Raw genomic sequence first — 22,895 nt, forward strand, 5'->3', positions numbered from 1 at the left:
TCCATGCCCCCGCCGCCGCCCTCAACGGAGCAGCGGAGCTGCGCTGTCAATTCTTGGCGCGCGCCTCGATCACCAGGGCGATCAAGCCGAGCAGCAGGCCCAGCGGCGTGATGACCCCGGCGGCGACCGAAAGCCAGATCGGCAGGTTCTCCAGACCGGCGGCGAACATGATGAACACGGCCAGCACGGCGAGCATGCCGAGGCCGAAAAGGCCGATGCCGACGCGCATCAGGAACGGTTTGCCGGGAGCGGCCACGCCGGCCTCCTTCGTCGTGCTCTTCATGACGTATGAGGGTATCCGCCGGTATCGACTTCTCCCCAGGGCCTGTGGCGAGATACCCTTTACCCAGCGCGCCCTGGGTACGCCCCGGGCGCGTTAGTCGTGAGCGGACAGCAGAAGGACTGGTGAGGGAAGTGCCGACCGGCAAGGTCAAGTGGTACGACGCGGAGAAGGGGTTCGGGTTCGTCACGCAGGACGGTGGCGCCGACGTCTACATTCGCAAGGCCGCGCTGCCGCAGGGCGTCGAGGGGCTCAAGGCCGGTCAGCGGCTGGAGTTCGGCGTCGCCGACGGCCGCCGCGGGCCGCAAGCGCTCTCCGTCCGGCTGCTCGACCCGCCGCCGTCCGTCGCCGAAGCGCGCCGCCGCCCGGCCGAGGAACTGCACGGCCTGATCGAGGACATGATCAAGCTGCTCGAGCTGAAGGTGCAGCCGGACCTGCGGCGCAACCGCTACCCGGACCGCAAGCACACCAAGCAGATCGGCGAGATCATGCGCGCGGTCGCCCGGGACCTCGATCCCTAACGAGCCCTACGCCTCCAGGCGCAGGCCCCAGACGTCGCTGGGCAGCAGGCCCGACTCACCGGTGTCGGCGTTGAGCACGGCCGTGTACTTCTGCACGTCCACCGCGGAAATGCGGTCGGCGGGCGTCGGCGGCGTGACCGTGTAGGCGTAGCGGTCCAGCGACGTGAACGGGATCGGGTCGCTCTGCTTGAACTCGCCCTGAGGGGTGACGTACTCGTAGACGATCTGCCACGGCGATTCGGCGACTTCGCCGGGCACCGAGATCTGCACCGGCTTGCCCGGGCGGACCTTCAGCGTCTGCGTCGAGCCCTGCGCGCTGCACGGCTGCGCGAGCTTCTTCGTGTAGTCGCACGTGAGCACGGGCGCGGTGTTGATCGTGTGGCCGTCGGCGTAGAAGGTGACCTCGGCCGGGCCGGGTGCCGAGCAGCCGGCCACCGCGAACCCACCGGCCGCAAGCAGGGCCACCACCCGGGAACGTCGCATGGGCTCAGACCCTACCGGCGGGCCCTCGGGTCCCCGGTCAGGCCCTGGGCCGGGAAGCTGCCGGTCGGCTCGGGGCGCAGCGGCCGGTCGCCGCCGAGGCCGGGCACGAGCGAGCCGCCGCGGCGCACCAGGTACGTCTGGGCCAGGCCGACCGCCAGCACGACGGTGATCACCAGGAACCCGATCCAGTACGTCGGCGGCAGCAGCAGCCCGACCGCGCCGCCGAGGCACCAGGCCAGCTGCAGCACGGTTTCCGAGCGGCCGAACGCCGACGCGCGCGACTCCTCGGGCAGGTCCTCCTGGATGACGGCGTCGAGGCTGATCTTGGCCAGCGCGCTGGCCGTCGCGCCGATCAGGCCGACGATCGCGGCCGTGGCCAGGCCGGGCAGGATCGTCGCCACCAGCGCCGCCGCCACACAGGCCGCCACGCACCCGACGATCACCTGGTCCGGGCTGCCGAAGTGCAGCCGCGAGCCCAGCGCGTTGCCGAGGAAGCCGCCGGCACCGGCCGCGGCGCCGATCACGCCGAGCAGCAGCAGCTGCATGAACGGCGTCTGCCCGCTGCCCTCGGTCTGCGCCTTGACCGCGAAGGCGGCGAACATCATCAGGAAGCCGGTGAGCACGCGCACCGAGCCGTTGCCCCACAGCGCGACGACGATGTGGCGGCCCAGCGGCTGACGGCGCTTCTTCTCTTTCGGGTGGGCCGAAAGGGACGTCGGCACCTCGCCCTCGGTCGCCTCGACCCAGGCCGGGATCCGCATCGACTGCACGGCCGCGGCCACGCAGATCAGCGCCGTGAACCACAGCGCGCCCGCCGAGCCGGTGATGGCGTTGACGCCGCTGGCCAGCGCGCCGAACACGCCCGCGGCGACCAGGCCGAACGTGGTCAGCCGGGCGTTGGTCTTGGAAAGCGTGATCTCCGACGGCAGCACCCGCGGCGTCACCGCGGCCTTGAGCACGGTGAACGACTTCGACAGCACCATCATCCCGAGCGCGGCCGGGTAGAGCAGCCAGTCGTCGAAGTGCAGCGCCATCACCACGGCCATCAGGCCCTGGCCGATCGACGACGCGCACATCGCCAGCCGCCTGCCGCGCTGCACCTTGTCGAGCGCCGGCCCGATCACCGGCGCGACCAGCGCGAACGGCGCGATCGTGATGAGCAGGTAGAGCGCCACCTTGCCCTTGCTCTCGCCGCTGGTCGCGGCGAAGAAGAGGGTGTTGGCCAGCGCGATCGCCATCGCCGCGTCGCTGGCGTAGTTCAGCATCACGGCGTAGGTCAGCGAGGTCAGGCCGGACTTCTCGGCGCCGTCGGCCTTGGTCGCGCGCTGGAAGGCGCCGACGGCCTGGCCGGTCAGCTGCCGGCTGCGCATCGCCGCCACCCGGGTGACGGTGATCTTCTTCGGCAGCTTCGGCGTGCCGCCCGGGGTGCGCGGCTCCTCCCGCGGCGGCGGCTCGGGTGCCGGCGGCCGAGGCTCGCCGGCGTAGCCGCCGGTGTCGTAGTGCTCGTACTCACCGCTGCCGGGGTGGCGTTCGCCCTGGTAGAAGCCGCCGGGCGGCTCGCGGCGGACGGGTTCGGTGCGGTGCGGGTCGTAGGGCCGGGCCCCGCGCGGGGGCGGCGGCCGGTGGTTCGTCGGCGCGGCGGCGGTGGGCGCCTCGCCGACGTTCGGCACGCGGCCGTCGTGGAACCCGGCGCGCGGCGGGACGGGCCGCTGCACGCGCGTGGGCGGCGGCGGGCTGCCGTGCTCGGCGCGCGGGGCGGCGGCGTCCCGCCAGGACCTGGCCTGCGCGGCGCCCGGTTCCGGCGTCCAGCGCCGTTTGGACTTCCGGCCGCGCGGCTGACCCGGCGGAGTGCCGTCGGAGCGGGAGCCGAAGAGTGCCACGTGTTCAATCCTGCCTTACCGGGGGCCGGTTCCGCCTGCTCATCCGTGCTTTCACGGCCGAGCCGGGACGAACCTCACCCGGAACGTGACCGGCCACTGCTTCCCGGTGAGCAGGAAATCGCCGGTTCCCGGGACGGCGGCGATACCGTTGAGCACGGCTTCGGGGTCGGTCACGTTCACCCTCGCGCGCAGCTGACCTGCGTCGACGGTCCCGGTGACGCGTCCGGTGGCGGCGTCGATCCGCAGGACGGTGCCGGTGTGCCAAACGTTTGCATAGACGTCCCCGCCGACGCATTCGAGCTCGTTGAGCTGGTCACGGCCGACGTCGACGCTGCCGGTGACGGCGAAGGTCCGCGGGTCCCGGAAGGTGAGCTTCGACGAGCCGTTGCTCATCACCAGCCGCCCGCCGTCCTGGTGGCACAGGCCCCAGCCTTCCCCCTCGAAGGGGACGCGCCGCAGCTCGGCGAGGGTGGCCGAGTCGCGTTCGATGGCGAAGCCGTCCTGCCAGGTGAGCTGCCACAGCGTCGGCCCGAGGACGGTGACACCCTCGCCGAACAGCGGCGACGGCAGTGTGGCGGTGGTCCGCGGCGGCCCGCCTGCCGGGCCCGCGGTGAGCGTGGACTTCCCGGCGAGCCCGGTGCTCTCGTACAGCGTGTCGCCGGCGAACTCGAGGCCTTCGGTGAAGGCGGCGGGATCGTGCGGCAGGGTCGCGACGACCTCGACGGTGAGCCGGTCCGGCCCGGCGGGTTGTGCCGGGGCGCCGGCGCAGCCGCCCAGGAGGGAGGCCAGCAGCAGGGCGGTGACGATCGGCGTGCGCACGATGAACAGCCTGGCACGGGCGCCGCGGATGCGTGCGGCACAATTGGCCGCATGACTTTGCTGCTGACCCTCGACGACGGTTCCGTGCAGCGCAAACTCGCCGATGCGGTGGAGTTCGCGCGGGCTGCGGTGCTGGAGGACGCACCCGAGGAGCAGCTCGGCGCCCACGTGGGGGCCACCCGCGAGGACGCGGTCACGGCGAGTCACCTGTTCGAGGCCCAGGTCCCGGGCTACGGGGGCTGGCGCTGGTCGGTGACGGTCGCGGTGGCGGCCGAGGACGAGCCGGTGACGGTCAGCGAGGTCGTGCTGGTCCCGGGCCCGTCGGCGCTGGTGGCGCCGGCGTGGGTGCCGTGGGAGCGCCGCGTCCGCGCGGGCGACCTCGGGGTGGGCGACATCTTCCCGACCCCGGAGAACGACCCCCGCCTGGCCCCGGCGTACCTGCAGTCGGACGACCCGGCGGTGGAGGAGACGGCCCACGAGGTGGGCTTGGGACGAGTACACGTGCTGTCCCGTTTCGGCCGGACAGAGGCGGCGTCGCGCTGGCACGCGGGCGAGTTCGGACCGCGGTCGGACATGGCCCGGAGCGCGCCGGACGTGTGCGGGACGTGCGGGTTCTTCGTGCCGCTGGCGGGATCGTTGCGCGGGGTGTTCGGGGTGTGCAGCAACGACATCGCCCCGGCGGACGGCCACGTGGTGGACGTGGAGTACGGGTGCGGGGCGCACTCGGAGGTCGAGGTCGAGGTGACGTCGTCGGTCCCGGTGGCGGAGCTGGTGTACGACGATTCCCAGCTGGACTTCGCCCCGGCGCCGGAGGCTGCTGAGGTTGACGGGGGCTCGGAGGCTTCGGGTGCTGTGGAGGCGCCGGAGGTTGCGGAGCCGGTGGAGGCGCCGGAAGCCACGGAGGTTGCGGAGCCGGCGCATGCCCCGGAGGTCCTTGAGACGGCAGCGGCCGAGCCGGAGACGGCAATAGCGGAGTCGGACGTTTCGCCGGCCGAGGTGGAGCCGCCGGCGCCCGCGGAGCCGACCCCGGCCGCGGTTGCCGAGCCGCTGGTCCCGGAGGCAACCGAGGCGGCCGAAGGTGCGGCTGAGCCGGTGGCGGCGGAGGCGCCTGCGGTGGTCGATGAGGTCGCCGAGCCGGCGGAAGCGGCGGATGAGGCCGCTGAGCCGGTTGAAGCTGCGGCTTCGGTGGTGACCGATCTGGCCGAGCCGGTGGCGGCTGAGGCACCCGTGGTGGCGGATGCGGTCGAGCCTGCGGCTTCGGCGGTGCCCGAGGCGGTCGAAGTTCCCGAGCCCGCGGCTTCGGAGCTGGCTGACTCGGCTCCGGCGGCTGCGGAGTCGGCCGCGGTGGAACCCGAACCGGTGGCTGCGGAGGAACCCGCCGCCGAGGTGGCTGATCAGGCCGCTGAGCCCGTGGTGGCCGAGCCCGAGGCAGCGGCAGCCGCGGCTGAGGTGCCTGCAGCGGCCGATGAGGTTGCTGAGCCGGGTGAACCGGCAGCTTCGGTGGTTCCCGAGCCTGCGGCTTCGGAGCTGGCCGACTCGGTTCCGGCTGTCGCCGAGCCGGTTGCGCCGGAGGTTGAGCCGGTTGCTTCGGATGATTCCGCCACCGAGCCCGCCGAGCCCGCCGAAGCTGGCGAGCGCGCCGAAGCTGGTGAGGCCGTCGCGGCAGGTGAAGAGGCCGAGCCGCCCTCTGGCGACGATGAAGCCCGCGTGCCCGTTGTGGCCGAGGTTCCGGATCCCGAGGAAGCCGAGCCCACGCAGGCTGAGGTGACCGATGCCGTCCAGGTTTCGGCCCCCCAAAGCGAACTCCCCCCGTCCGAAACCACCGATGAAGCCCGGGGCGACGGCGCCTCCGACCGGTGACCGAGCACGTCACCGAGCCGGGTGATCCCTTCGGGACCGCCCGGCTTCGCGAGGCCACCCTGCGGTCCTGGCGGGACTCGCCTACCCGGCTCACCGAAGACACCAACGTCGAACGGGATCTCCGGGTCGGCGCCTACCGGGATCGGCTCTTCGTCGAACTCGCCCAGAATGCCGCCGATGCCGCCATGGCCGAGGGGAAGCCCGGGCGGGTTCGGGTGTCTCTTGTGGACTCCGAACTTCGGTTCGCCAACACCGGTGCTCCGCTCGACTCGCGGGGCGTTGCTTCGCTCGCCTCCCTGCGGGCCTCCGGCAAGACCGGCGAGACCGTCGGGCGGTTCGGGGTCGGCTTCGCCGCCGTGCGGACCGTTACCGATGAACCCCGCGTTGTCTCGCGCACCGGCGGGGTTGTCTTCTCCGCCGCGCGGACCCGGGACGCCGCCGGGGTCGAGGGGGACGTTCCCGTCCTCCGGCTTCCCTGGCCCGTTGCCGCCGATGTGCCTCCCGGCTTCGACACCGAAGTGCAGCTGCCGCTTCGGGATGGTGTCGACGGGCGTTCTCTTCTCGACGAACTCGCCCGGGACGTCGCCGATCTGCTGCTCGCCCTGCCGTGGCTGGGTGAGTTCGATGTGGACGGTCGCGTTTGGACGCGTGCGGCCGACGGCGACGTAGTCGTCATCCGGGGGCCCGGGCAGGAGACGCGCTGGCTGACCCATCGCGGTGACGTCGTGTGGGCTGTCCCGGTCGGTGCCGATGGTTCGCCGCGGCCTCTCGAAGAAGACGTTCTGCGCGCTCCGACACCCACCGACGACGGGCTTTCGCTGCCCGCTCGGCTGCTCGCCTCCGTTCCGGTCGAACCGTCGCGACGCCGTGCGCTTCCGGGACCCGAACTGGCGCAAGCGCTCGAGGCGGCCGCGAAAGAGTACGTCGGGCTCGTCCGGCTGTTGCCGGCCCCGCAACGGTTTGCGCTCGTTCCGGCGCCCGGGTTTCCGAAGTCCACTGTGGATGCCAAGCTGCGCGACGAAGTCCTTGCGGCGCTGAGTGTCGAGCCTTGGCTGTCCACTGAGGATGGCTCGGAAGTCTCCGGGCGGCAGGCTCGGGTGCTCGACATCGACGTGCCTGGGCTGTCCAAACTGCTCGTCGAGCTCGTGCCGGGTCTGCTCGAAGGGCCCGCGTCGGTGCTCAAAGCCGTTTCGGTGCAGGTGATCGGCATCGAAGAGGTGCTGGAGACGCTGACCGGCGTCACCCGTGAGCCCGGCTGGTGGCGGGACGTTTACAGCGCGCTGGCGATCGCCGTCGAGTCGCACGTGCTCGCCGCGGAACGGCTGGACGGGCTTCCCGTCCCGCTCTCCGACGGGCGGACGCTGCCCGGTGCGCGGGGCTGCCTGCTCGTCGAAGGCTCGGCCGAACTGCTCGATCTTTTGTCCGATGTGGACATCCCGGGGTTGCGGCTGGTGCACCCCGCCGCGTCGCACCCGCTCCTGGAACGGTTGGGCGCCAAGCACGCCGATGCTCGTGAGCTGCTCAACGCCGATCAGCTGCGGGACGCCGTCGAACGCAGTGTCGAGGACGTCCAGTCCGGATTGGACGGCACGACCCTCGCGGGTGCCGTGCTCCGGCTGATCGCCGACTGCGGCGACGACGCCCCGCGGTGGGTCGGTGCGCTCGCCCTGCCGGGCACCGACACCTGGCGCCGGGCCGACGAACTCGTCCTGCCGTCGTCGCCGCTGCTCGACGTCTTCGACGAAGAGGTCTTCGAGGAAGACGGCGCGATGGACGTCCTCGACGAGGACTTCGCCGGCGACTGGCCGCAAAGCACCCTCGAGGCCGCCGGCGTGCTCGACTCCTTCGCCGTGGTCGTCGACGACGAGCCGCACGAACCCGACCACGACCTCCCCGACGAGGAAGCCTGGTGGGACTCGATGCCGGAGCCGCCGTCGACGCTCGTCGCGATCCGGGACCTCGACCTCGTCGCCGACGACGCCTGGCCCGCGGCCCTCCGGCTGCTCGCCGCGCGGCCCGGAACCTGGCACGCCCTGCGCACCCCGCAGGGGCATGCGCGCTGGTGGATCGCCCAGTACGCGGTGCTCGCCGGCGCCGCGCCGAACGAATGGCGGCTGCCGGACGCCGATCTCGCCGGGCTCTTCGACGAGGTTCCCGACGTCGGCCTCAGTGAAGACCTCCTCAGGATCGCCGGCGTGCGCGCCGGGCTCACCCTGTCCACAGTGGACGAGGCGGCGGACCTGCTCGCCCGGCTCGCCGACCCGGACCGGGTGGTCTCACCCGGGCTGACCACGCGTGCCTACGACGCCGTCGTCGAGTCCGGCTTGGAGCCGGGCGTGCCGCGGGCCGTGCGGGCCGCGGACGGGTCCGTCGTGGACGACGCGCTGGTGCTGGACGTGCCGTGGGTCGCCGGGGCGCTGGAGCCGGACCGGTACGTGGTCGCCCCCGAGGACCCGGAGCGGCTCGCGGACCTGCTCGACCTGCCGCTCGCGAGCGGCGCGGCCGCCGAGGTGACCAGCGAAGGCGAGTACGCGCCCTGGGCGGAGCTGCCCGCGCTGAAGCTCGTCGCGGACCAGCTCGGCGTCGGCCTGCCCGAGGGTGGCTTGCTCGTCCACGACCCGCTCACCGTGCGCATCGACGGCGCCGACCACGACGTCCAGTGGTGGTCCGACGGACGGCTGCACGCGGCCGACACCTCGGAAGGGCTCGCGCGGGCGTTCGCCTGGGCGGCCGGGCGCTGGCCCGACCGGCACCTCATCACGGCGCTGCTCGACGACCCCTCGCCCCGGACGATGCTCGCTTAGAGCCGCTGGGCCGACTTCGACCCGCGACGGGCGGCGGCGCGCTGCCAGGCGATGATCGCCATGCCGACGAAACCGAGCGCGAAACCGGACAGCGCCGTCTGCACCCACAGCCCCGAAGTCGTGAAGAAGAGCACCACCAGCGCGACAGCCCAGATCGAGGTGCCTACGATCACCACCGGCGTCAGGTCGGTCAGCCTCTTGGGCAGCTCCGGCGTGTGCCGCAACGAGCCCGTAACCTCCGGTGGATTGATCGGTTCACTCACGAGGTGCAGGGTACTCCGCAGCAGCGACAGAATGGGCAGGCGAATGGCGGAGCAGGAGACGACCCGCACCGGGACGTCCACACTGGACCGGTTCTTCAAGATCACCGAGCGGGGGTCGACCGTGCCGCGCGAGCTGCGCGGCGGCCTGGTCACCTTCGTCACGATGGCCTACATCGTGGTGCTGAACCCGCTGATCATCGGCAGCTTCTCGGCCGACGACGCGGGCGCGCACAAGGACCTCCTCGGCGGCATCCTCCCGGTACCGCAGGTCGCCGCGGTGACGGCGCTCGTCGCCGGCGTGATGACCATCCTGATGGGCCTGGTCGCGAACTACCCGTTCGCCATCGCGACCGGCCTGGGCATCAACAGCCTGGTCGCGGTCACCATCGCCCCGCAGATGACCTGGCCCGAGGCGATGGGCCTGGTCGTCATCGAGGGCGTGATCATCGTCCTGCTGGTGCTCACCGGCTTCCGGACCGCGGTGTTCCGGGCCGTGCCCGCCGCGCTGAAGTCCGCGATCGCCGTCGGCATCGGGGTGTTCATCTGCCTGATCGGCCTGGTCGACGCCGGGTTCGTGCGACGGCTGCCGGACGCCGCGCACACCACCGTCCCGGTGGGCCTCGGCATCAACGGCTCGATCGCCTCCTGGCCGACCGCGGTGTTCGTCGTCGGCCTGCTGCTCACCGGCATCCTGGTCGTGCGCAAGGTCAAGGGCGCGATTCTGATCGGCGTGCTCGCGTCGACCGTGCTGGCCATCGTCGTCGAGGCGATCGTCAAGGCCGGGCCGTCGCAGGGCACGAACCCGAAGGGCTGGAACCTCGGCTACCCGGCGCTGCCGGACCAGGTGTTCGGCCTGCCGAACCTTTCGCTCGTCGGCGACGTCTCGTTCGGCGCCTGGACGCGGCTGCCGATCATCACCGTCTGCCTGCTGGTGTTCACGCTGGTCCTGGCCGACTTCTTCGACGCGATGGGCACCATGACCGGCCTCGCGAAGGAGGCCGACCTGCTGCCGAAGGACGGCCAGCTGCCCAACGTCGGCAAGGCGCTGTTCGTCGAGGGCCTCGCGGGCGCGGCCGGCGGTTTCGGCTCGGCCAGCTCCAACACCGTGTTCGTCGAGTCGGCGTCGGGCATCGCCGAGGGTGCGCGGACCGGCCTGGCGAACATCGTCACCGGCGTGCTGTTCCTCGCCGCGATGTTCCTGACGCCGCTGTACCAGGTGGTGCCGGTCGAGGCGGCCGCGCCGGCGCTCGTCGTGGTCGGCGCGATGCTGATGTCGCAGGTCCGCGACATCGACTTCACCGACTACTCGATCGCGCTGCCGGCGTTCCTGACCATCGTCGTCATGCCGTTCACGTACTCGATCGCCAACGGCATCGGCGCCGGGTTCGTCAGCTACGTCGTGATCCGCGCGGCCACCGGGAAGGCCCGGCAGGTGCACCCGCTCATGTGGGTGATCGCGCTGGCCTTCGTGGCGTACTTCGCGGTCGGCCCGATCCAGGCGGCGTTCAAGTAGTCAGCCCGGGTCGGCGACCTGGAGGGCCTTGGTCAGGACGGGCAGGTTCGCCTCGAAGACCGGCTGCGGGGCGTCGTAGCGGATGGTGATCAGGACCTCGCCCGTCCCCACACCGACCTCCCGGACCTGCCGGGTGACGCCCTGCTTCTGGTAGGTGAAGTCCCACTGCCCGGCGTCCATCGCCCCCACCGGCTCGCGGGCGGCGATCGAGGTCAGCCGGTAGCCGGGGAGCTGGTCGGCCTTGGCCACCGCCCGCAGGCCGCTCACCGGGTCTTCCTGCGGGAGCGGCACGCGGTCGGTTTCCAGCACCACACCGCCGGCCGGGTCGCGGTAGGTGGCGTGGTCGCCCACGTGGTCGGAGGGCCAGGGCGGCACCGGGATCGCGAAGTTCCAGCCGCGGCCGTTCGCCACCTCGGGGAAGCGGTAGACCTCCTGGTGCTCGACCTCGATGGCCGATGAGGGCGACGGTGGCGGTGGCGCGGCCGCCGGCGCGTCGTCACCGCCGCTCAAGAACTGCGCCGCCACGACCGCCAGGACCGCCGCGCCGATCACGGCCGTACCCACCAGCTTCTTGTTCATCGCGCTCCCCAGGCTCTGCTGCTGGTGAGGACGCGCGAAGTTGTCCCGGGTTGCGGGTTGACGGAGATCACCCGCTCGGACGAAGTTTCGTAAGGTATGCTAACTATATGTCCGGCGACACGCACGAGCGCTCCTTGGCGAGCCGTCTGCGTCTCGCGGTGGTCCGGCTCAACCGCCGGCTGCGGGCACAGCGCGTCGGGGACGACCTCACGCTCACGCAGGTCGCCGCGCTGTCCACCCTGCACAAGTGCGGTGCGCTGACCCCGGGTCAGCTCGCCGCGAAGGAAGGCGTCCAGCCACCTTCGATGACGAGGGTGATCGCCGCGCTCGAGGAGCTGCGGTTCGTCGAACGGCGCCCGCACCCGACCGACGGCAGGCAGGCCATCGTCGAGCTGTCCGAGAGCGGGCTGGCCTACGTGCAGAAGGCCATCTCCGTGCGGGAGGCGTGGCTGGACCGGCAACTGGCGGAACTCGGCGACGAAGAGCGTGAAGTGCTCTCCAAAGCCGCCGAAATCATAGACAGGATGGCGGGGAACTAACCACGGTGACGGCCACGGGTAGCGAAACAAAGCGTTCGATCCAGACCACTGCTACCCGGGAATCGGCCTCACCGCCATCCTCTCCGAAGCGCCGCAGCATGTTCGCGTCGCTGCGCGTGCGCAACTACCAGCTGTTCTTCACCGGCCAGGTCATCTCGAACATCGGCACCTGGATGCAGCGCATCGCCCAGGACTGGCTGGTGTTCACCCTCAGCGGCAACAACCCGATCGCGCTCGGCATCGCGGTCGCGCTGCAGTTCACGCCGACGTTGTTCCTTTCGCTGTGGGCCGGCGTCCTCGCCGACCGCGTCGACAAGCGGCGGCTGCTGACCTGGATCCAGGTGGCGGCCTGCTCGCAGGCGGTCATCCTCGGCGTGCTCGACCTGACCGGGATCGCCGCGCTCTGGCACGTCTACGTCCTGTGCTTCACCCTCGGCGTGACGGCGGCGCTGGAAGTGCCGACGCGGCAGTCGTTCGTGGCCGAGATGGTGGGGCGCGACCAGGTGGCCAACGCCGTCGCGCTGAACTCGTCGATCTTCAACATGGCGCGGATCGTCGGCCCGGCGATCGCCGGGTTCGCGATCACCTGGATCGGCACCGGGTGGCTGTTCATCGCGAACGCGCTGAGCACGGTCGCGGTGATCACCGGGCTGGTCCTGATGAACCCGGACAAACTGTTCCGCGTCGCGGCGGTGCCGCGCGAGAAGGGGCAGCTGGCCGAGGGGCTGCGGTACGTCCGCCGCCGGTCGGACCTGATGACGGTGATGGTCCTGGTGCTGTTCGTCAGCACGTTCGGCATCACGTACTTCAGTTCGCTGCCGATCGTCGCGGCGAACGTCTTCCACACGGCGGCCGACGGCTACGGGCTCCTGTCGACCCTGGTCGCGGTCGGCACGTTCACCGGCGCGATCATGTCGGCCCGCCGCGGCACGAAGGGCCGCCCGCGGGTGCGGCTGATGCTGGTGTCGGCGTTCTTCCTGGGCGTGTTCGAGCTGATCACGGCCTTCATGCCGACGTACCTGACGTTCGGCCTCGGCCTGATCCCGCTGGGCTTCGCCACGATGACGTTCCTCAACACGGCGAACGCCCTGGTGCAGACGTCGGTCAGCCCGGAGATGCGTGGCCGCGTGATGGGGCTGTACGTGCTGGTGCTCATCGGCGGCAACCCGATCGGCGGGCCGATGGTGGGGTGGATGGCCCAGGAGTTCGGCGGGCGGTCTCCGTTCTACATCGGTGGGGCGGTTTCGGCGTTGGCGGCGGTGGTTTGCGCGGTGGTGTTGATTCGGCGTGGTGGGGTTTCTTGGCCGGTGAAGCGGGGGCTGGGGCTGCGGGTTTTGAAGCGGGCCAAGGCCTGAGCGTCCACACCGGACAGGCCGACAAGCTGCCGCAACCGAACCGCCTGCGCTAGGTTCCGAGCAACCTCGGCACCAGTGACTCGGCCCACGTGCGCAGCTCCGCCCCGGACTTACGCGGGTAGGAGACCCGGACCGGCTCCGCCCCTTGCTCCGGCCACGGGCTGGGCAGGTCTTTCGGCGGTCCGGCAGTGCCACCGGCCGGAAGACCGTGCTGCGCAGGACCAGCCAGGCGCCGCCGCCGAGTGTGGCCAGAAAGACCAGGACGGCGACGACGACCAGCGCCGCGGTGCGGTTCGAGTTCCCCCTCGTGTTCACGCTGTGACCGTATCGGCACGCACCGACAAAACCTCGGGCCCGCACATCTGCGGTCACCCGGAAGAGTGAGATCGGGCCTCTTGCCCGGAGAGCTGAGGTTAGGCTAACCTCATACACGTCCGCTTCGTGGTGGGAGCGGCAGTCAGTTCGGGAACGGACGGAGCCCCGGCCCTGGGAAACCCCAGGCCGGGGCTTCGTTCACGTCAGGACGCGTGCACGGCAGTGTCCGGCCGGTCCGCGCTGCCGGTCAAGGGATTCCCGCCCGGTGGTACCGGCAGGCGCGGCAGCACCATCCCGAAGTACACGCGGTACGCCAGCCGGATCGCCGCCGGAGTGGGCAGGTGGACCTCGTTCCGGATGCCGTCCACCGTCTCGATCAGCTTGTCGCCCGCCAGGGTCACCCGGCCCTGGGACGTCGCCCGGGAGCACGTCAGCGAGCGGGTGAAGTGCGACTCCGGGGACGTCGTCTGCCACCACGCCATCGGGACGAAGTCGGCCAGCGGGCGCGGCCGGCGCTCCAGGCGGTACTGCGGCTTGCCGTCCAGCAGCACGTCGTAGTCGCCGTACGGCGCGTCCAGGACCAGGAACTCGCCGTCCGGGTCGCGCTGGGCGTCCACGGCGGACAACTGCAGCGGGTACCGGGAAAACCGGCCGAAGCCGACGTCGACCAGCCAGTCCTGCGAATCCAGGGAGACGACGATCGCCGCGTGGTCCAGGGGTGGGCCCGGGGTGCCGTCGGCGTGGAAGACCTGGGCCGCGTGCAGGGAAGCGTCGTAGCCCAGCGCGCGCAGCAAGGCTGCGAACAAGCCGTTCAGCTCGTAGCAGAATCCGCCCCGATGGCGGTGCACGACCTTGGCGAACAGCGCGTCCTCCTCCAGGACGACCGGCTCGCCGAGGTGGCTGCTCAGGTTCTCGAACGGCACCGCCGCCAGGTGGCGTTCCTGCAGGTGGCGCAGCGTCGCGAGGTCGGGCGCCGCGGGGCAGGCGACGCCGAGGCGGTCCAGGTACGCGTCGATGTCCATGCCGTCCACTGAAACACCTCGACCGCACTCGAGGTCAAGGCGGTTTCGCCGGCGACGAAAAACGGGGCCCTCCGTGAGGAGGACCCCGTCCGACGACGAACCGCTCAGCCGAGCAGCAGGCCGTTGCCGCCGGCGACGGCGTTGTCGAAGCGCTTGGAGATCTCCGCCCAGTTGAAGATGTTCCACAGGGCCTTGACGTAGTCCGGCTTCACGTTCTTGTAGTCCAGGTAGAACGCGTGCTCCCAGACGTCGACCAGCAGGATCGGCACGGTCGGCAGGATCAGGTTGTTGTGGTGGTCGCGCAGCTGCTGGGTGATCAGCGTCTTGCCGATCGGGTCCCAGGAGAGCGCGCCCCAGCCGTTGCCCTGGATCGTGGTCGAGACGGCGGTGAACTGCGCCTTGAACTTGTCGAAGGAGCCGAACGCCTCGTCGATCGCCGCGGCCAGCTCGCCGGTCGGCTTGTCGCCACCCTCCGGCGACAGGATCTTCCACCACACGACGTGGTTGGCGTGGCCGGCCAGGTTGAAGGCCAGCGTGGTCTCCAGGCCGACGATCGAGCCGAAGTCGTTCGCTTCGCGGGCGGCTTCGAGCTTGTCGAGCGTGTCGTTCGCGCCCTTGACGTAGGTCGCGTGGTGCTTGCTGTGGTGCAGCTCGTTGATCTCGCCGGAGATGTGCGGCGCGAGGGCGCCGTAGTCGTAGTCGAGATCGGGCAGCTCGTAGCGGGCCATTGGCCCTCCTTCTGTCTTCGACACAAGTTTCCGGTACCGAACCTAGTAGCACACGCCCCTTCCCGGCGAGCGGGGGCGGGTGGCCGTCACTACTTGGGACGGCGGCTCACGAGTGGCGTACCCGAGGGTCCGACACCCGAAACCGAGCCTGCAACTTGGACTTAACTGGAGGTCAACGACCTGTGAGATCAAGCACGGAACTCGTCGAGCCGCGTCGCCAGCTCCTCGAAGACGGCGACGTTGCACTCGAACGCCACCCGCGTCTCGTCGATCACCCGGGCGCGCTCGGCCTCGTCCCAGGGCGCGTTGTCCAGCTTGGCGCGGTACTGGTCCCGGAAGCGGGGAGCGCTGCCGATGCCCTCGAAGTGGTAGAAGAGCGTGCCGGCCTCGGCGACGTCGTGGGTCTTCTCCAGCAGGCGCCGGATGGCCTGGCCGCCGGCGATGTCGCCGAGGTAGCGCGTGTAGTGGTGGGCGACGTACCCGCCGGCCCACGCCGACGCTTCGCGGATCCGCGCGACGTACTCGCGAGTGGACGCCAGCGGCGTGATCGTCTCGCGCCAGTCCGGCCCGACCAGGTGGGCGAGGTCCCGCTCGAGCAGCGGGAGCCGCCGCAGCTCCTCGAAGACGAACTCGCCGCCGACGGGGTCGCCGGCCATCGCGTCGCTCGCCGCTTCGAGCGCGCCGTAGACGAAGTAGTACTGGACCGCCAGCTCGGCGTAGCCCTGGCGGGTCAGCTCGCCGCCGAGCAGGGCGCGCATGTACGTCGAGTAGTTCGCCCGGTCGTGGACCTCGAGCGTCGACGCGCGCAGGGTCGCCGAGAAGGGGCGGGCGTCCGTGGTCACCGACATGGGCAGGCCTCCCGGCGATCGATCTGACAGGCTGTCAGAAAGATCGTAGGGCATGATTCGGACTTAGGCCACCCTAAACCGTCGCGCCCACCGCGCGGAGGACGAACCGCACCGCCGCCTCGACGACGTCCTCCAGCTGTCCGGCCGGCCCGTCGACCAGGGTGCGGTTGCCCAGGGCCGCGGTGATCATCGGGATCAGGACGTCCGGGTCCTCGGCCGGCCAGCGGCCCAGGTCGACGCCGCCGGCGAGGATGGCCCGGAGGCGGTCGGTGATCGGGTCGGCGTGGGCGCTGATCCGCCGGTACGCCGCCGGGGCCAGTGCCGAGGCGAGGGCCGTCCCCGGTGGCATGTGGTACTCCGCCAGCACGCGCAGCTGCAGCCGGACGAACGTGGCCAGCTGGTCCACCGGGTCCGCCTGGGCCTCGACGGCCTCGGTCAGCCGTGTGACGTACTGGGCCGCTTCGTCCTCGACGAACGCGACGAGCAGGCTTTCCTTGTCCGGGAAGTGGTTGTAGAGCGCCGTCCGGCCCACCCCGGCCGCCGAAGCGACGCCGGCGAGGGTGATCGCGTCGAAGCCGCGCTCGTAGAGCTGCGCGCGCAGGACTTCGAAGACCCGGGCCCGCACCTCACGCCGGTGCGCCTCCAGCGACGCACCGAGAATCTTCGGCATTCACCCAGGCTAGCGTCAATCGGCCACCGGCCACGTGTGCACCGGCTCGCCCGCCTCGGACAGCTCCAGGTAGCGCCCCAGCATCCGGCCGAGTGCCGCCTCGCGGTCCAGGCCGCGCTCCTGCGCGCGGACGACGTAGTCCCGCTGCCAGGTCGCTCCGGTCCGCCGGGCCAGGCAGCGGCGCTCGATGATGCCGAGGTAGCGCTCGCGGGCCTCGTCGGAGACGTCGGAGCGGCGCAGGCCCTCGTGGGCCAGCGGCAGCAGCACCCGCAGCGCCAGCTCGTCCGGCGGGATCCAGCCGATGCCCGGCCAGTACAGCTGCCCGTCGAAACCGCGGCGCGCGCCCGCGTAGAGGTTTTCCTCGGCCGCCTGGAACGACATCTGGCTCCACACCGGGCGTTCCGCCTCGGCCAGCGCGCGCTGGGCGCCGTAGAAGAAGGCCGCGTTCGCCACCGTGTCGACCACCGTCGGCCCGGCGGGCAGCACCCGGTTCTCCACGCGCAGGTGCGGCAGGCCGTCGACGACGTCGTACACCGGCCGGTTCCAGCGCCAGATCGTGCCGTTGTGCATGCGCAGCTCGGTGAGCTTCGGCGCCTGCCCCGCGTCGAGCGCCTCGATCGGGTCTTCGGCGTCGGTTTCCGGGAGCAGCCCGGGGAAGTAGCGGACGTTCTCCTCGAACAGGTCGAAGATCGACGTGATCCAGCGCTCGCCGAACCACACCCGCGGCCGCACGCCCTGGTTCTTCAGCTCTTCCGGCCGGGTGTCGGTCGCCTGCAGGAACAGCGGGATCCGCGTCTCGTGCCAGAGCGCCTTGCCGAGCAGGAACGGCGAGTTCGACGCGAGCGCGATCTGCAGCCCGGCCAGGCACTGCGCCGCGTTCCAGTGCGCGGCGAACTCCTCGGGCGCGACCTGCAGGTGCAGCTGCACGCTCGTGCACGCGGCCTCCGGCAGGATCGACTCCGCGAAGCTGCGCAACCGTTCCGGCTGCTGCCCCGGCAGCGCCGCGCCCTCCATGGCGAGCACCGTGCGTTCGCCGCGCGCGGCGAAGATCTGGTCGTTCAGCGTGGAGTAGCGGGTCTTGTTGGTGAGCCACTTCTGGTCGAAGTGCTCGTGCTTCAACGTCGGCAGGATGCCGATCATGGCCAGCGCCGAGCCGGTGTCACGCGCCTTCGTCGCCGCCGTGTCGAGGTACGCGCGGAGGTCGTCTTCCAGCTGGAGGGCCGAATCGCCGGCCAGCGGCCGCGGCGGGACGTTCAGCTCGATGTTGTGCTGGCCCAGCTCGGTGGTGAACGACGGGTCGTCGAGCGCCTCCAGCACCGCGGTGTTCGTCATCGACGGGCGCAGCTCGCGGTCGACGAGGTTCAGCTCGACTTCGAGGCCGATGTTCTTGCGGGGGAAGGAAAAGCTGCCGTCGGTGAGCATCCGGGCCAGCGTGTCGAGGCAACGCTGCACCTTCCGGCGGTACCTCCCTCGGTCCAGCGTGTTGAACGACTGAGCCTCGAGGTCCATCCCCATGACCATCCCTGCTTCGTGTCGGCGTGGACTAGGACGTGTTTCAGGCCCCGGCGGACAACCGTTACACAGGCGATGCACCCGGGCTAGCGGCCAAACTGGTGCAGTCCGTCACGGTCGGTTAACCCACAGCAAAAAGAGCCCGTTCGTACCACGGTCCGGTGGACGTTCGGACCAGTGAGGCGCCCGGCAGGCGGGTGACAGACTGGGCGGATGGGCGTGATCCACATCGACCACTCCGGCGACCCCCGGGTCGACGATTTCCGCGACCTGTCCACTGCGGACCGTCGCCCCGACCGGCCCGGCGGGCGGGGCCTCGTGATCGCCGAAGGAACCGTCGTGGTGTCCCGGCTGCTGGCTTCCCGGTACCCGGTCCGGGCCCTGCTGGGAGTGCCGCGCCGGTTCGCCGAACTGGCCGAAGACCTGGCCGGACTGGACGTTCCCCAGTACGTCGCCTCCGCGGACACCATGGCCGAGGTGGTCGGGTTCCACCTCAACCGCGGCATCCTCGCCGTCGCCGACCGGCCCGCGCCGCTCACCGTCGCCGAGGTCGCCGGCGGCACCGGCCCGGTCGCCGTGCTGGAAGGCGTCGGCGACCACGAAAACCTCGGCGCGCTCTTCCGGAACGCGGCCGCGCTCGGCGTCGGCGGCGTGCTGCTCGGCCCCGGCTGCTCCGACCCGCTGTACCGGCGCAGCGTGCGCGTGTCGATGGGCCACGTGCTGCGCGTGCCCTTCGGGCACCTGACGGACTGGCCGGGCGAGCTCGACGACCTGCGGGCGAGCGGGTTCGCCGTCGTGGCGTGCACCCCGCGGCCGGGCTCGATCCCGCTGCCCGAACTGCGCGCGCACGCGCCCGGGCGGGTGGCGTTGCTGTTCGGCGCCGAAGGTCCGGGGCTGACCGAGGCGGCGCTCGCGGCGGCTGATCACGCCGTCCGGATACCCATGCCGGCCGGAGTCGATTCACTGAACATCGCGACGGCCGCCGCCGTTGCCTTCTACGAACTGGCCCGGGGCGGCTAAAGTTCTGCTTTCCGAGGTGGGGAGGGACACACATGGAGCTGCGGATCCGCGGCGAGCGCGCGGTGCTGGCCGGCCCGGGCGGGGAGCACGCGCGCGAGGTGGACCCGCACAGCCTCGCGATCGGTGCCGACCTGGCCCAAGCCCTGCACGAGTGGGCGCGCGTGGCGTCCGCGGTGACCGCCGACCCCGGCGCGGAGGCGGGCGCGGTGGTCTCGCAGCGCGGCCGCCAGCTGGCCACCCGGCTGGCCTCGGTGATGGGCACGACCGTGCGGTTCGTCGATCCGGTGACCGGCGACGACACCGTGGTCGAGCCGCCGTTGCAGCCCACCGACCGCGGCCACCGGTTCGTCCGCGCGGTGCTCGGGCCGCCCGGCCCGCCCGGCGAGCCGACGCCGTGGCTGACCGGGCTGACCGTCTCGGCGTTCATCGCCGCCGTGGTCGTGGTCGCCATGCTGGCGCTGGCTTCGACGCTGGCCCGCGAGACCAGCGGCTGGCTCGCACTGGCGGCCTCGGTGATCGTGACGGCCGGGATCACGCCGTCGCTGTGGCTGATCCGGCGCACGCCGATCCTGCGCTGGGCTGCCTACGGCGCGGCGGGCGGGGTCGTGCTCGCGTGGATCGGCGTGCTGGTGATCGCCTTCTAGGGGAGCGTGGGGATGGAGCAGCTGGAGGCGTTGCGGAAGTCGTGCCTGGCGCTGCCGGAGACGACCGAGCGGCTCAGCCACGGCTCGCCCGCGTGGTTCGTGCGCGGCAAGAAGACGCTCGCCATGTTCGCCGACGACCACCACGGCGACGGCAGGCTCGCCTTCTGGTGCCCGGCGCCGCCGGGCGCGCAGGAGGAACTGGTGCGCACGGAACCGGAGCGGTTCTTCCGGCCGGCGTACGTCGGGCACCGCGGCTGGCTGGGCGTGCGGCTGGACGTCGACCTCGACTGGGCGGAGGTCGACCGGATCCTTCGCGAGGCCTACCGGCTGGTCGCGCCGAAGACGCTCGCGGCGCGGGTGGTCTAGCCGCGCTGCGAGCGGACCCCGAGCAGCACGTCCTCCCAGGACGGCACGATCGGGTGGTTCTTCTTCGCCTTGGGCCGCGGGTCCGGCACCGTCGTGTCCTCGTCCGGGTCCGTGGGGACGCGCGGGATCTCGCGGGTGTCGTCGTCCGGGTCCGGCTCGGCCGAGGGCAGCTGCGCGCGCTCCGGCTCGACCGAATCCAGCGTCGGCTGGAACTCCGTCTCGCGGGCCGGGGCGAGGGCGCGGACCGTGCGCGGGGCGCGGTAGGCGTTGGGGTCCAGCAGGACCTCGGCGTTCTCGTCCAGCGCGGTGACCGTGCCGCCGTGCGCGCCGGGGGAGAACGCCCAGTGCGCCCGGTTGTCCGACCGCCCGGCCTTCCAGCGGAGCACGACGACCCAGCGGCCGTCGTCGCCCTTCCAGGAGTCCCAGGTGGCCTGCGAGTAGTCGTGGCCGCGGACGCCGAAGCTGTAGGCGACGACCTCGCCGAGCGTCTGCACGTCGGGACCGTCCTCGCGGACCGGGTGGGCGCTCTGCGCCAGCTCGGCGGTCCGGGACCGCTCGAGCAGCACGGGGTAGGCGTAGCGCTCGACGCGCTGCGTCGAGATACCGGCGCCGGCGGCGACCTGTTCGACGGACTCGCCGGCGCGAATGCGCTGCTGGATCTCGCGTGGCCGCATCTGGCTCTCCAACTCGATTTCGATCTGGCCGAGGCGGGTGATGTCACCCCGCGCCGCCGCGCGCAGACGCTCATCAGCCGGGAGCAGGAAACGAGTACGGCTCGCCGGGTCTTCGAGCACGATGGACTTCCCGTCCTCGTGCAGTCCGACCACTCGCAGCGCCCGCATTGTTCTCGCCTCCCCGATCTTCTTCACCGTTGTGGGTGCCCACGTTAGAACGGCGCGTCGGCTTGACGTGCGAGGCGCGCCGAGTCCGCACCGAACTGCCCACTGTTCATTTCGTGTCCTCTGCATCGTCGACCACGCTGGTCAGCGGCAAAGGGGTGACACGCCGGACACGCAACGTCACGATCGAGTGGATCAAGACGGCGGCGCGGGGGGATCACGCGGGCGGCAGCCGGACCGTCACCGTGAGACCGCCGCGCCGTCCCGGCTGGGCCTCCGCGCGACCCCCGTGCGCCTGGGTCACCGAACGGACGATCGACAGCCCGAGCCCCGCGTTGCGCGTGTCCCCGGTCCGCTCCGCGCCGCCCAGCCGCCGGAACGGCTCGAACAGCGTCGGGACCGCCTCCGGAGGCACCGCCGGCCCCGAGTTCCGCACCTCCAGCGCCGGGTCCCCGCGCACCTCGACGTACACCCAGCCACCGGAAGCGTTGTACGTGATCGCGTTGACCACCAGGTTCGTCACCAGCCGCTCGAGCAGCACCGGGTCGCCCGCGACCGTCCTCGGCCGCAGGCGCGTCTCCACCGTCACCCCGGCCGCCGCAGCCTGGGCGGAAGTCGCCCGGACCACCGACGCCGTGACCTCGTCCAAGCGCACCGGGGTGCGCGCGTGCAGCCCGCGGTCGCTGCGGGCCAGCACCAGCAGTCCCTCGATCATCCGCTCGCTGCGCTCGTTGGTGTGGAGCAGGTGCGTGCCGAGCTTCTTCAGCTCCGCGGGGACGTCGGGATCCGCCATCGCCACCTCGATCAGCGTCCGCTGGACCGCCAGCGGCGTCCGGAGCTCGTGGGAGGCGTTCGCGACGAACCGCTTCTGGCTGTCGAACGACTCCGCGAGCCGGTCGAGCATGCCGTCGAACGTGTCCGCCAGCTCCTTCAGCTCGTCCGGCGGCCCTTCCAGGTTGATCCGCCGGTCGAGCTTGCCCGCCTCCAGCCTGCGGGCGGCCGAGGTGATGTCGTGCAGCGGCCGCAGCGCGCGGCCCGCCATCAGCCAGCCGAACAGCACCGCCAGCGCCGCCGTGGCCACCAGCGCGATCGCCGAGCCGACCACCAGCGTCGACAGCGTCGAGGCGCGGTAGGTGTCGAGCGAGCCGCTGAGCAGCTGGATCGCGACGCCCGGGGACGGGATGGCCGCCTGGCCGGAGACGCCGTAGGCCACGTCGGCGGTGTTGATCGTCCGGTCGGCGACCCGGGCCGGGTCCGGCAGCGTGCTCTGCACCAGCAGGTAGTTGATGACGACCAGGACCACCCCGGCGAGCAGGAACAGCCCGCCGTACCAGGCCGTCAGCTTCGTCCGGACCGAAAAGCCGGTCATGGCGTGCCGAACCGGTAGCCGGCACCCGGCACGGTCTCGATCACCGGCGGGTCGCCCAGCTTGCGCCGCAACGTCATCACCGCGACGCGCACCGCGTTGGTGAACGGGTCCGCGTGCTCGTCCCACGCCTTCTCCAGCAGGTCCTCGGCGCTGACGACCGCGCCCTCCGCCCGCATGAGCACCTCGAGCACGGCGAACTCCTTCGGCGAGAGCAGCAGGAACCGGCCGTCGCGGGCGGCCTGGTGGCGCGGGAGGTCGAGCACGACGCCGTCGCGCTGCAGCACCGGCGGCAACGCCGGCCGCGCGCGCCGCGACAGCGCCTGCACCCGGGCGACCAGCTCGGCGAACGCGAACGGTTTCGTCAGGTAGTCGTCGGCGCCGAGGCCAAGGCCGGCCACCCGGTCGGTGACGTCGGCGGCCGCGGTCAGCATCAGCACCCGCGCCTCGCCGCCCGCGCGGACCACCGCCGCGCAGACGTCGTCGCCGTGCACCTTCGGCAGGTCGCGGTCGAGGACCACGACGTCGTAGCCGTGCACGCCGACGCGTTCCATGGCCTGCTCGCCGTCGTAGCAGACGTCGACGGCCATCGAGAAGCGCCGCAGTCCCTCCGCGACCGAGTCGGCCAGCAACCGCTCGTCCTCCACCACCAGCACGCGCACCCGCCCA

At 71.6% G+C, this 22,895-nt stretch carries 23 protein-coding genes; 9 read left to right on the top strand and 14 right to left on the bottom strand.

The annotated features are described in order from the left end of the window. Window positions 1-46: 46 nt before the first annotated feature. Window positions 47-283 carry a hypothetical protein gene (locus tag HUT10_RS31925; protein WP_176174588.1) on the bottom strand — a complete coding sequence of 79 codons (237 nt, stop codon included), beginning with the start codon at window positions 281-283 and terminating at the stop codon, window positions 47-49. 131 nt (window positions 284-414) lie between these two features. Between HUT10_RS31925 and HUT10_RS31930 the strand changes: the two genes are divergently transcribed. Then, on the top strand, window positions 415-801 hold the full coding sequence (locus HUT10_RS31930; RefSeq protein WP_086861937.1) for a cold-shock protein: 387 nt from the start codon (window positions 415-417) through the stop codon (window positions 799-801). Window positions 802-807: 6 nt separating this feature from the next. Here HUT10_RS31930 and HUT10_RS31935 read toward each other — a convergent pair whose 3' ends face one another. The 3 genes from HUT10_RS31935 to HUT10_RS31945 are packed head-to-tail and all read right to left on the bottom strand — an operon-like array spanning window position 808 to window position 3,983. Further along, window positions 808-1,284 carry a DUF2771 family protein gene (locus HUT10_RS31935; RefSeq protein WP_176174589.1) on the bottom strand — a complete coding sequence of 159 codons (477 nt, stop codon included), beginning with the start codon at window positions 1,282-1,284 and terminating at the stop codon, window positions 808-810. An 11-nt stretch (window positions 1,285-1,295) separates the two neighbouring features. Then, the gene (locus HUT10_RS31940; protein ID WP_176174590.1) at window positions 1,296-3,164 is read right to left on the bottom strand and encodes an MFS transporter; all 1,869 of its coding nucleotides are present in this window, start codon (window positions 3,162-3,164) and stop codon (window positions 1,296-1,298) included. A gap of 51 nt (window positions 3,165-3,215) precedes the next feature. Beyond that, window positions 3,216-3,983, bottom strand: coding sequence for a glutaminyl-peptide cyclotransferase (locus HUT10_RS31945; RefSeq protein ID WP_176174591.1), 768 nt, complete (start codon window positions 3,981-3,983; stop codon window positions 3,216-3,218). Here HUT10_RS31945 and HUT10_RS31950 point away from each other — a divergent pair. Continuing rightward, the gene (locus HUT10_RS31950) at window positions 3,912-5,843 is read left to right on the top strand and encodes a DUF3027 domain-containing protein (protein ID WP_254897105.1); all 1,932 of its coding nucleotides are present in this window, start codon (window positions 3,912-3,914) and stop codon (window positions 5,841-5,843) included. The two genes, HUT10_RS31945 and HUT10_RS31950, sit on opposite strands and share 72 nt — an antisense overlap. Further along, window positions 5,840-8,647: a sacsin N-terminal ATP-binding-like domain-containing protein gene (locus HUT10_RS31955; protein WP_176174592.1), complete on the top strand. Its 2,808-nt coding sequence runs from the start codon at window positions 5,840-5,842 to the stop codon at window positions 8,645-8,647. Before HUT10_RS31950 ends, HUT10_RS31955 begins: the two co-directional genes overlap by 4 nt. Here HUT10_RS31955 and HUT10_RS31960 read toward each other — a convergent pair. Beyond that, a complete protein-coding gene (locus HUT10_RS31960) occupies window positions 8,644-8,871 on the bottom strand; it encodes a DUF2530 domain-containing protein (protein ID WP_003088242.1) in 228 nt (75 codons plus the stop codon). The genes HUT10_RS31955 and HUT10_RS31960 overlap by 4 nt on opposite strands. Window positions 8,872-8,953: 82 nt before the next feature. On the opposite strand from HUT10_RS31960, the gene HUT10_RS31965 reads away from it, so the two are divergent. Next, the gene (locus HUT10_RS31965; protein WP_176174593.1) at window positions 8,954-10,423 is read left to right on the top strand and encodes an NCS2 family permease; all 1,470 of its coding nucleotides are present in this window, start codon (window positions 8,954-8,956) and stop codon (window positions 10,421-10,423) included. Here HUT10_RS31965 and HUT10_RS31970 read toward each other — a convergent pair whose 3' ends face one another. Beyond that, window positions 10,424-11,002, bottom strand: a complete 579-nt coding sequence (locus tag HUT10_RS31970) for a hypothetical protein (protein ID WP_176174594.1) — start codon at window positions 11,000-11,002, stop codon at window positions 10,424-10,426. Window positions 11,003-11,109: 107 nt separating this feature from the next. Between HUT10_RS31970 and HUT10_RS31975 the strand changes: the two genes are divergently transcribed. Both HUT10_RS31975 and HUT10_RS31980 read left to right on the top strand, forming a co-directional pair. Next, on the top strand, window positions 11,110-11,541 hold the full coding sequence (locus tag HUT10_RS31975) for a MarR family winged helix-turn-helix transcriptional regulator (RefSeq protein ID WP_086844964.1): 432 nt from the start codon (window positions 11,110-11,112) through the stop codon (window positions 11,539-11,541). A gap of 98 nt (window positions 11,542-11,639) precedes the next feature. Further along, window positions 11,640-12,896: an MFS transporter gene (locus HUT10_RS31980; RefSeq protein ID WP_176174595.1), complete on the top strand. Its 1,257-nt coding sequence runs from the start codon at window positions 11,640-11,642 to the stop codon at window positions 12,894-12,896. Between the two features lie 518 nt (window positions 12,897-13,414). On the opposite strand, the gene HUT10_RS31985 is transcribed toward HUT10_RS31980, so the two are convergent. The 5 genes from HUT10_RS31985 to HUT10_RS32005 form a co-directional block, all read right to left on the bottom strand. Continuing rightward, window positions 13,415-14,233: an arylamine N-acetyltransferase gene (locus tag HUT10_RS31985; RefSeq protein ID WP_176174596.1), complete on the bottom strand. Its 819-nt coding sequence runs from the start codon at window positions 14,231-14,233 to the stop codon at window positions 13,415-13,417. Window positions 14,234-14,337: 104 nt separating this feature from the next. After that, the gene (locus HUT10_RS31990) at window positions 14,338-14,961 is read right to left on the bottom strand and encodes a superoxide dismutase (RefSeq protein ID WP_003088226.1); all 624 of its coding nucleotides are present in this window, start codon (window positions 14,959-14,961) and stop codon (window positions 14,338-14,340) included. Window positions 14,962-15,149: 188 nt separating this feature from the next. After that, a complete protein-coding gene (locus HUT10_RS31995; protein ID WP_176174597.1) occupies window positions 15,150-15,809 on the bottom strand; it encodes a heme oxygenase (biliverdin-producing) in 660 nt (219 codons plus the stop codon). Window positions 15,810-15,882: 73 nt separating this feature from the next. Then, a complete protein-coding gene (locus tag HUT10_RS32000) occupies window positions 15,883-16,479 on the bottom strand; it encodes a TetR/AcrR family transcriptional regulator (protein ID WP_176174598.1) in 597 nt (198 codons plus the stop codon). A 15-nt stretch (window positions 16,480-16,494) separates the two neighbouring features. Further along, a complete protein-coding gene (locus tag HUT10_RS32005; RefSeq protein WP_254897106.1) occupies window positions 16,495-17,994 on the bottom strand; it encodes a glutamate-cysteine ligase family protein in 1,500 nt (499 codons plus the stop codon). A gap of 210 nt (window positions 17,995-18,204) precedes the next feature. Here HUT10_RS32005 and HUT10_RS32010 point away from each other — a divergent pair, with 210 nt between their 5' ends. The 3 genes from HUT10_RS32010 to HUT10_RS32020 are packed head-to-tail and all read left to right on the top strand — an operon-like array spanning window position 18,205 to window position 20,021. After that, a complete protein-coding gene (locus HUT10_RS32010) occupies window positions 18,205-19,011 on the top strand; it encodes an RNA methyltransferase (RefSeq protein ID WP_176174600.1) in 807 nt (268 codons plus the stop codon). Between the two features lie 32 nt (window positions 19,012-19,043). Continuing rightward, entirely contained in the window at window positions 19,044-19,655 is a 612-nt protein-coding gene (locus HUT10_RS32015) for a DUF2537 domain-containing protein (RefSeq protein WP_176174601.1), read from the top strand. 12 nt (window positions 19,656-19,667) lie between these two features. Then, complete coding sequence (locus HUT10_RS32020) at window positions 19,668-20,021, top strand: MmcQ/YjbR family DNA-binding protein (protein WP_176174602.1); 354 nt, start codon at window positions 19,668-19,670, stop codon at window positions 20,019-20,021. Here HUT10_RS32020 and sepH read toward each other — a convergent pair. The 3 genes from sepH to HUT10_RS32035 form a co-directional block, all read right to left on the bottom strand. Then, window positions 20,018-20,863: a septation protein SepH gene (gene sepH, locus HUT10_RS32025; protein ID WP_176178116.1), complete on the bottom strand. Its 846-nt coding sequence runs from the start codon at window positions 20,861-20,863 to the stop codon at window positions 20,018-20,020. The two genes, HUT10_RS32020 and sepH, sit on opposite strands and share 4 nt — an antisense overlap. Before the next feature lie 214 nt (window positions 20,864-21,077). Then, entirely contained in the window at window positions 21,078-22,229 is a 1,152-nt protein-coding gene (locus HUT10_RS32030; protein ID WP_176174603.1) for a HAMP domain-containing sensor histidine kinase, read from the bottom strand. Continuing rightward, window positions 22,226-22,888, bottom strand: coding sequence for a response regulator transcription factor (locus HUT10_RS32035; RefSeq protein WP_176174604.1), 663 nt, complete (start codon window positions 22,886-22,888; stop codon window positions 22,226-22,228). The genes HUT10_RS32030 and HUT10_RS32035 overlap by 4 nt, the downstream gene beginning before the upstream one ends. Window positions 22,889-22,895 lie beyond the last annotated feature (7 nt).

The organism is Amycolatopsis sp. Hca4 (assembly GCF_013364075.1).
Taxonomy (GTDB): Bacteria; Actinomycetota; Actinomycetes; order Mycobacteriales; family Pseudonocardiaceae; genus Amycolatopsis.

Excerpts from the sequence above, each read along its gene's own strand:
- HUT10_RS31925 (WP_176174588.1), bottom strand. The coding sequence starts at position 283 with ATGAAGAGCACGACGAAGGAGGCCGGCGTGGCCGCTCCCGGCAAACCG.
- HUT10_RS31935 (WP_176174589.1), bottom strand. The coding sequence starts at position 1,284 with ATGCGACGTTCCCGGGTGGTGGCCCTGCTTGCGGCCGGTGGGTTCGCG.
- HUT10_RS31965 (WP_176174593.1), top strand. The coding sequence starts at position 8,954 with ATGGCGGAGCAGGAGACGACCCGCACCGGGACGTCCACACTGGACCGG.
- HUT10_RS31970 (WP_176174594.1), bottom strand. The coding sequence starts at position 11,002 with ATGAACAAGAAGCTGGTGGGTACGGCCGTGATCGGCGCGGCGGTCCTG.
- HUT10_RS31975 (WP_086844964.1), top strand. The coding sequence starts at position 11,110 with ATGTCCGGCGACACGCACGAGCGCTCCTTGGCGAGCCGTCTGCGTCTC.
- HUT10_RS31980 (WP_176174595.1), top strand. The coding sequence starts at position 11,640 with ATGTTCGCGTCGCTGCGCGTGCGCAACTACCAGCTGTTCTTCACCGGC.
- HUT10_RS31985 (WP_176174596.1), bottom strand. The coding sequence starts at position 14,233 with ATGGACATCGACGCGTACCTGGACCGCCTCGGCGTCGCCTGCCCCGCG.
- HUT10_RS31990 (WP_003088226.1), bottom strand. The coding sequence starts at position 14,961 with ATGGCCCGCTACGAGCTGCCCGATCTCGACTACGACTACGGCGCCCTC.
- HUT10_RS31995 (WP_176174597.1), bottom strand. The coding sequence starts at position 15,809 with ATGTCGGTGACCACGGACGCCCGCCCCTTCTCGGCGACCCTGCGCGCG.
- HUT10_RS32000 (WP_176174598.1), bottom strand. The coding sequence starts at position 16,479 with ATGCCGAAGATTCTCGGTGCGTCGCTGGAGGCGCACCGGCGTGAGGTG.
- HUT10_RS32005 (WP_254897106.1), bottom strand. The coding sequence starts at position 17,994 with ATGGGGATGGACCTCGAGGCTCAGTCGTTCAACACGCTGGACCGAGGG.
- HUT10_RS32010 (WP_176174600.1), top strand. The coding sequence starts at position 18,205 with ATGGGCGTGATCCACATCGACCACTCCGGCGACCCCCGGGTCGACGAT.
- HUT10_RS32015 (WP_176174601.1), top strand. The coding sequence starts at position 19,044 with ATGGAGCTGCGGATCCGCGGCGAGCGCGCGGTGCTGGCCGGCCCGGGC.
- HUT10_RS32020 (WP_176174602.1), top strand. The coding sequence starts at position 19,668 with ATGGAGCAGCTGGAGGCGTTGCGGAAGTCGTGCCTGGCGCTGCCGGAG.
- sepH (WP_176178116.1), bottom strand. The coding sequence starts at position 20,863 with ATGCGGGCGCTGCGAGTGGTCGGACTGCACGAGGACGGGAAGTCCATC.
- HUT10_RS32030 (WP_176174603.1), bottom strand. The coding sequence starts at position 22,229 with ATGACCGGCTTTTCGGTCCGGACGAAGCTGACGGCCTGGTACGGCGGG.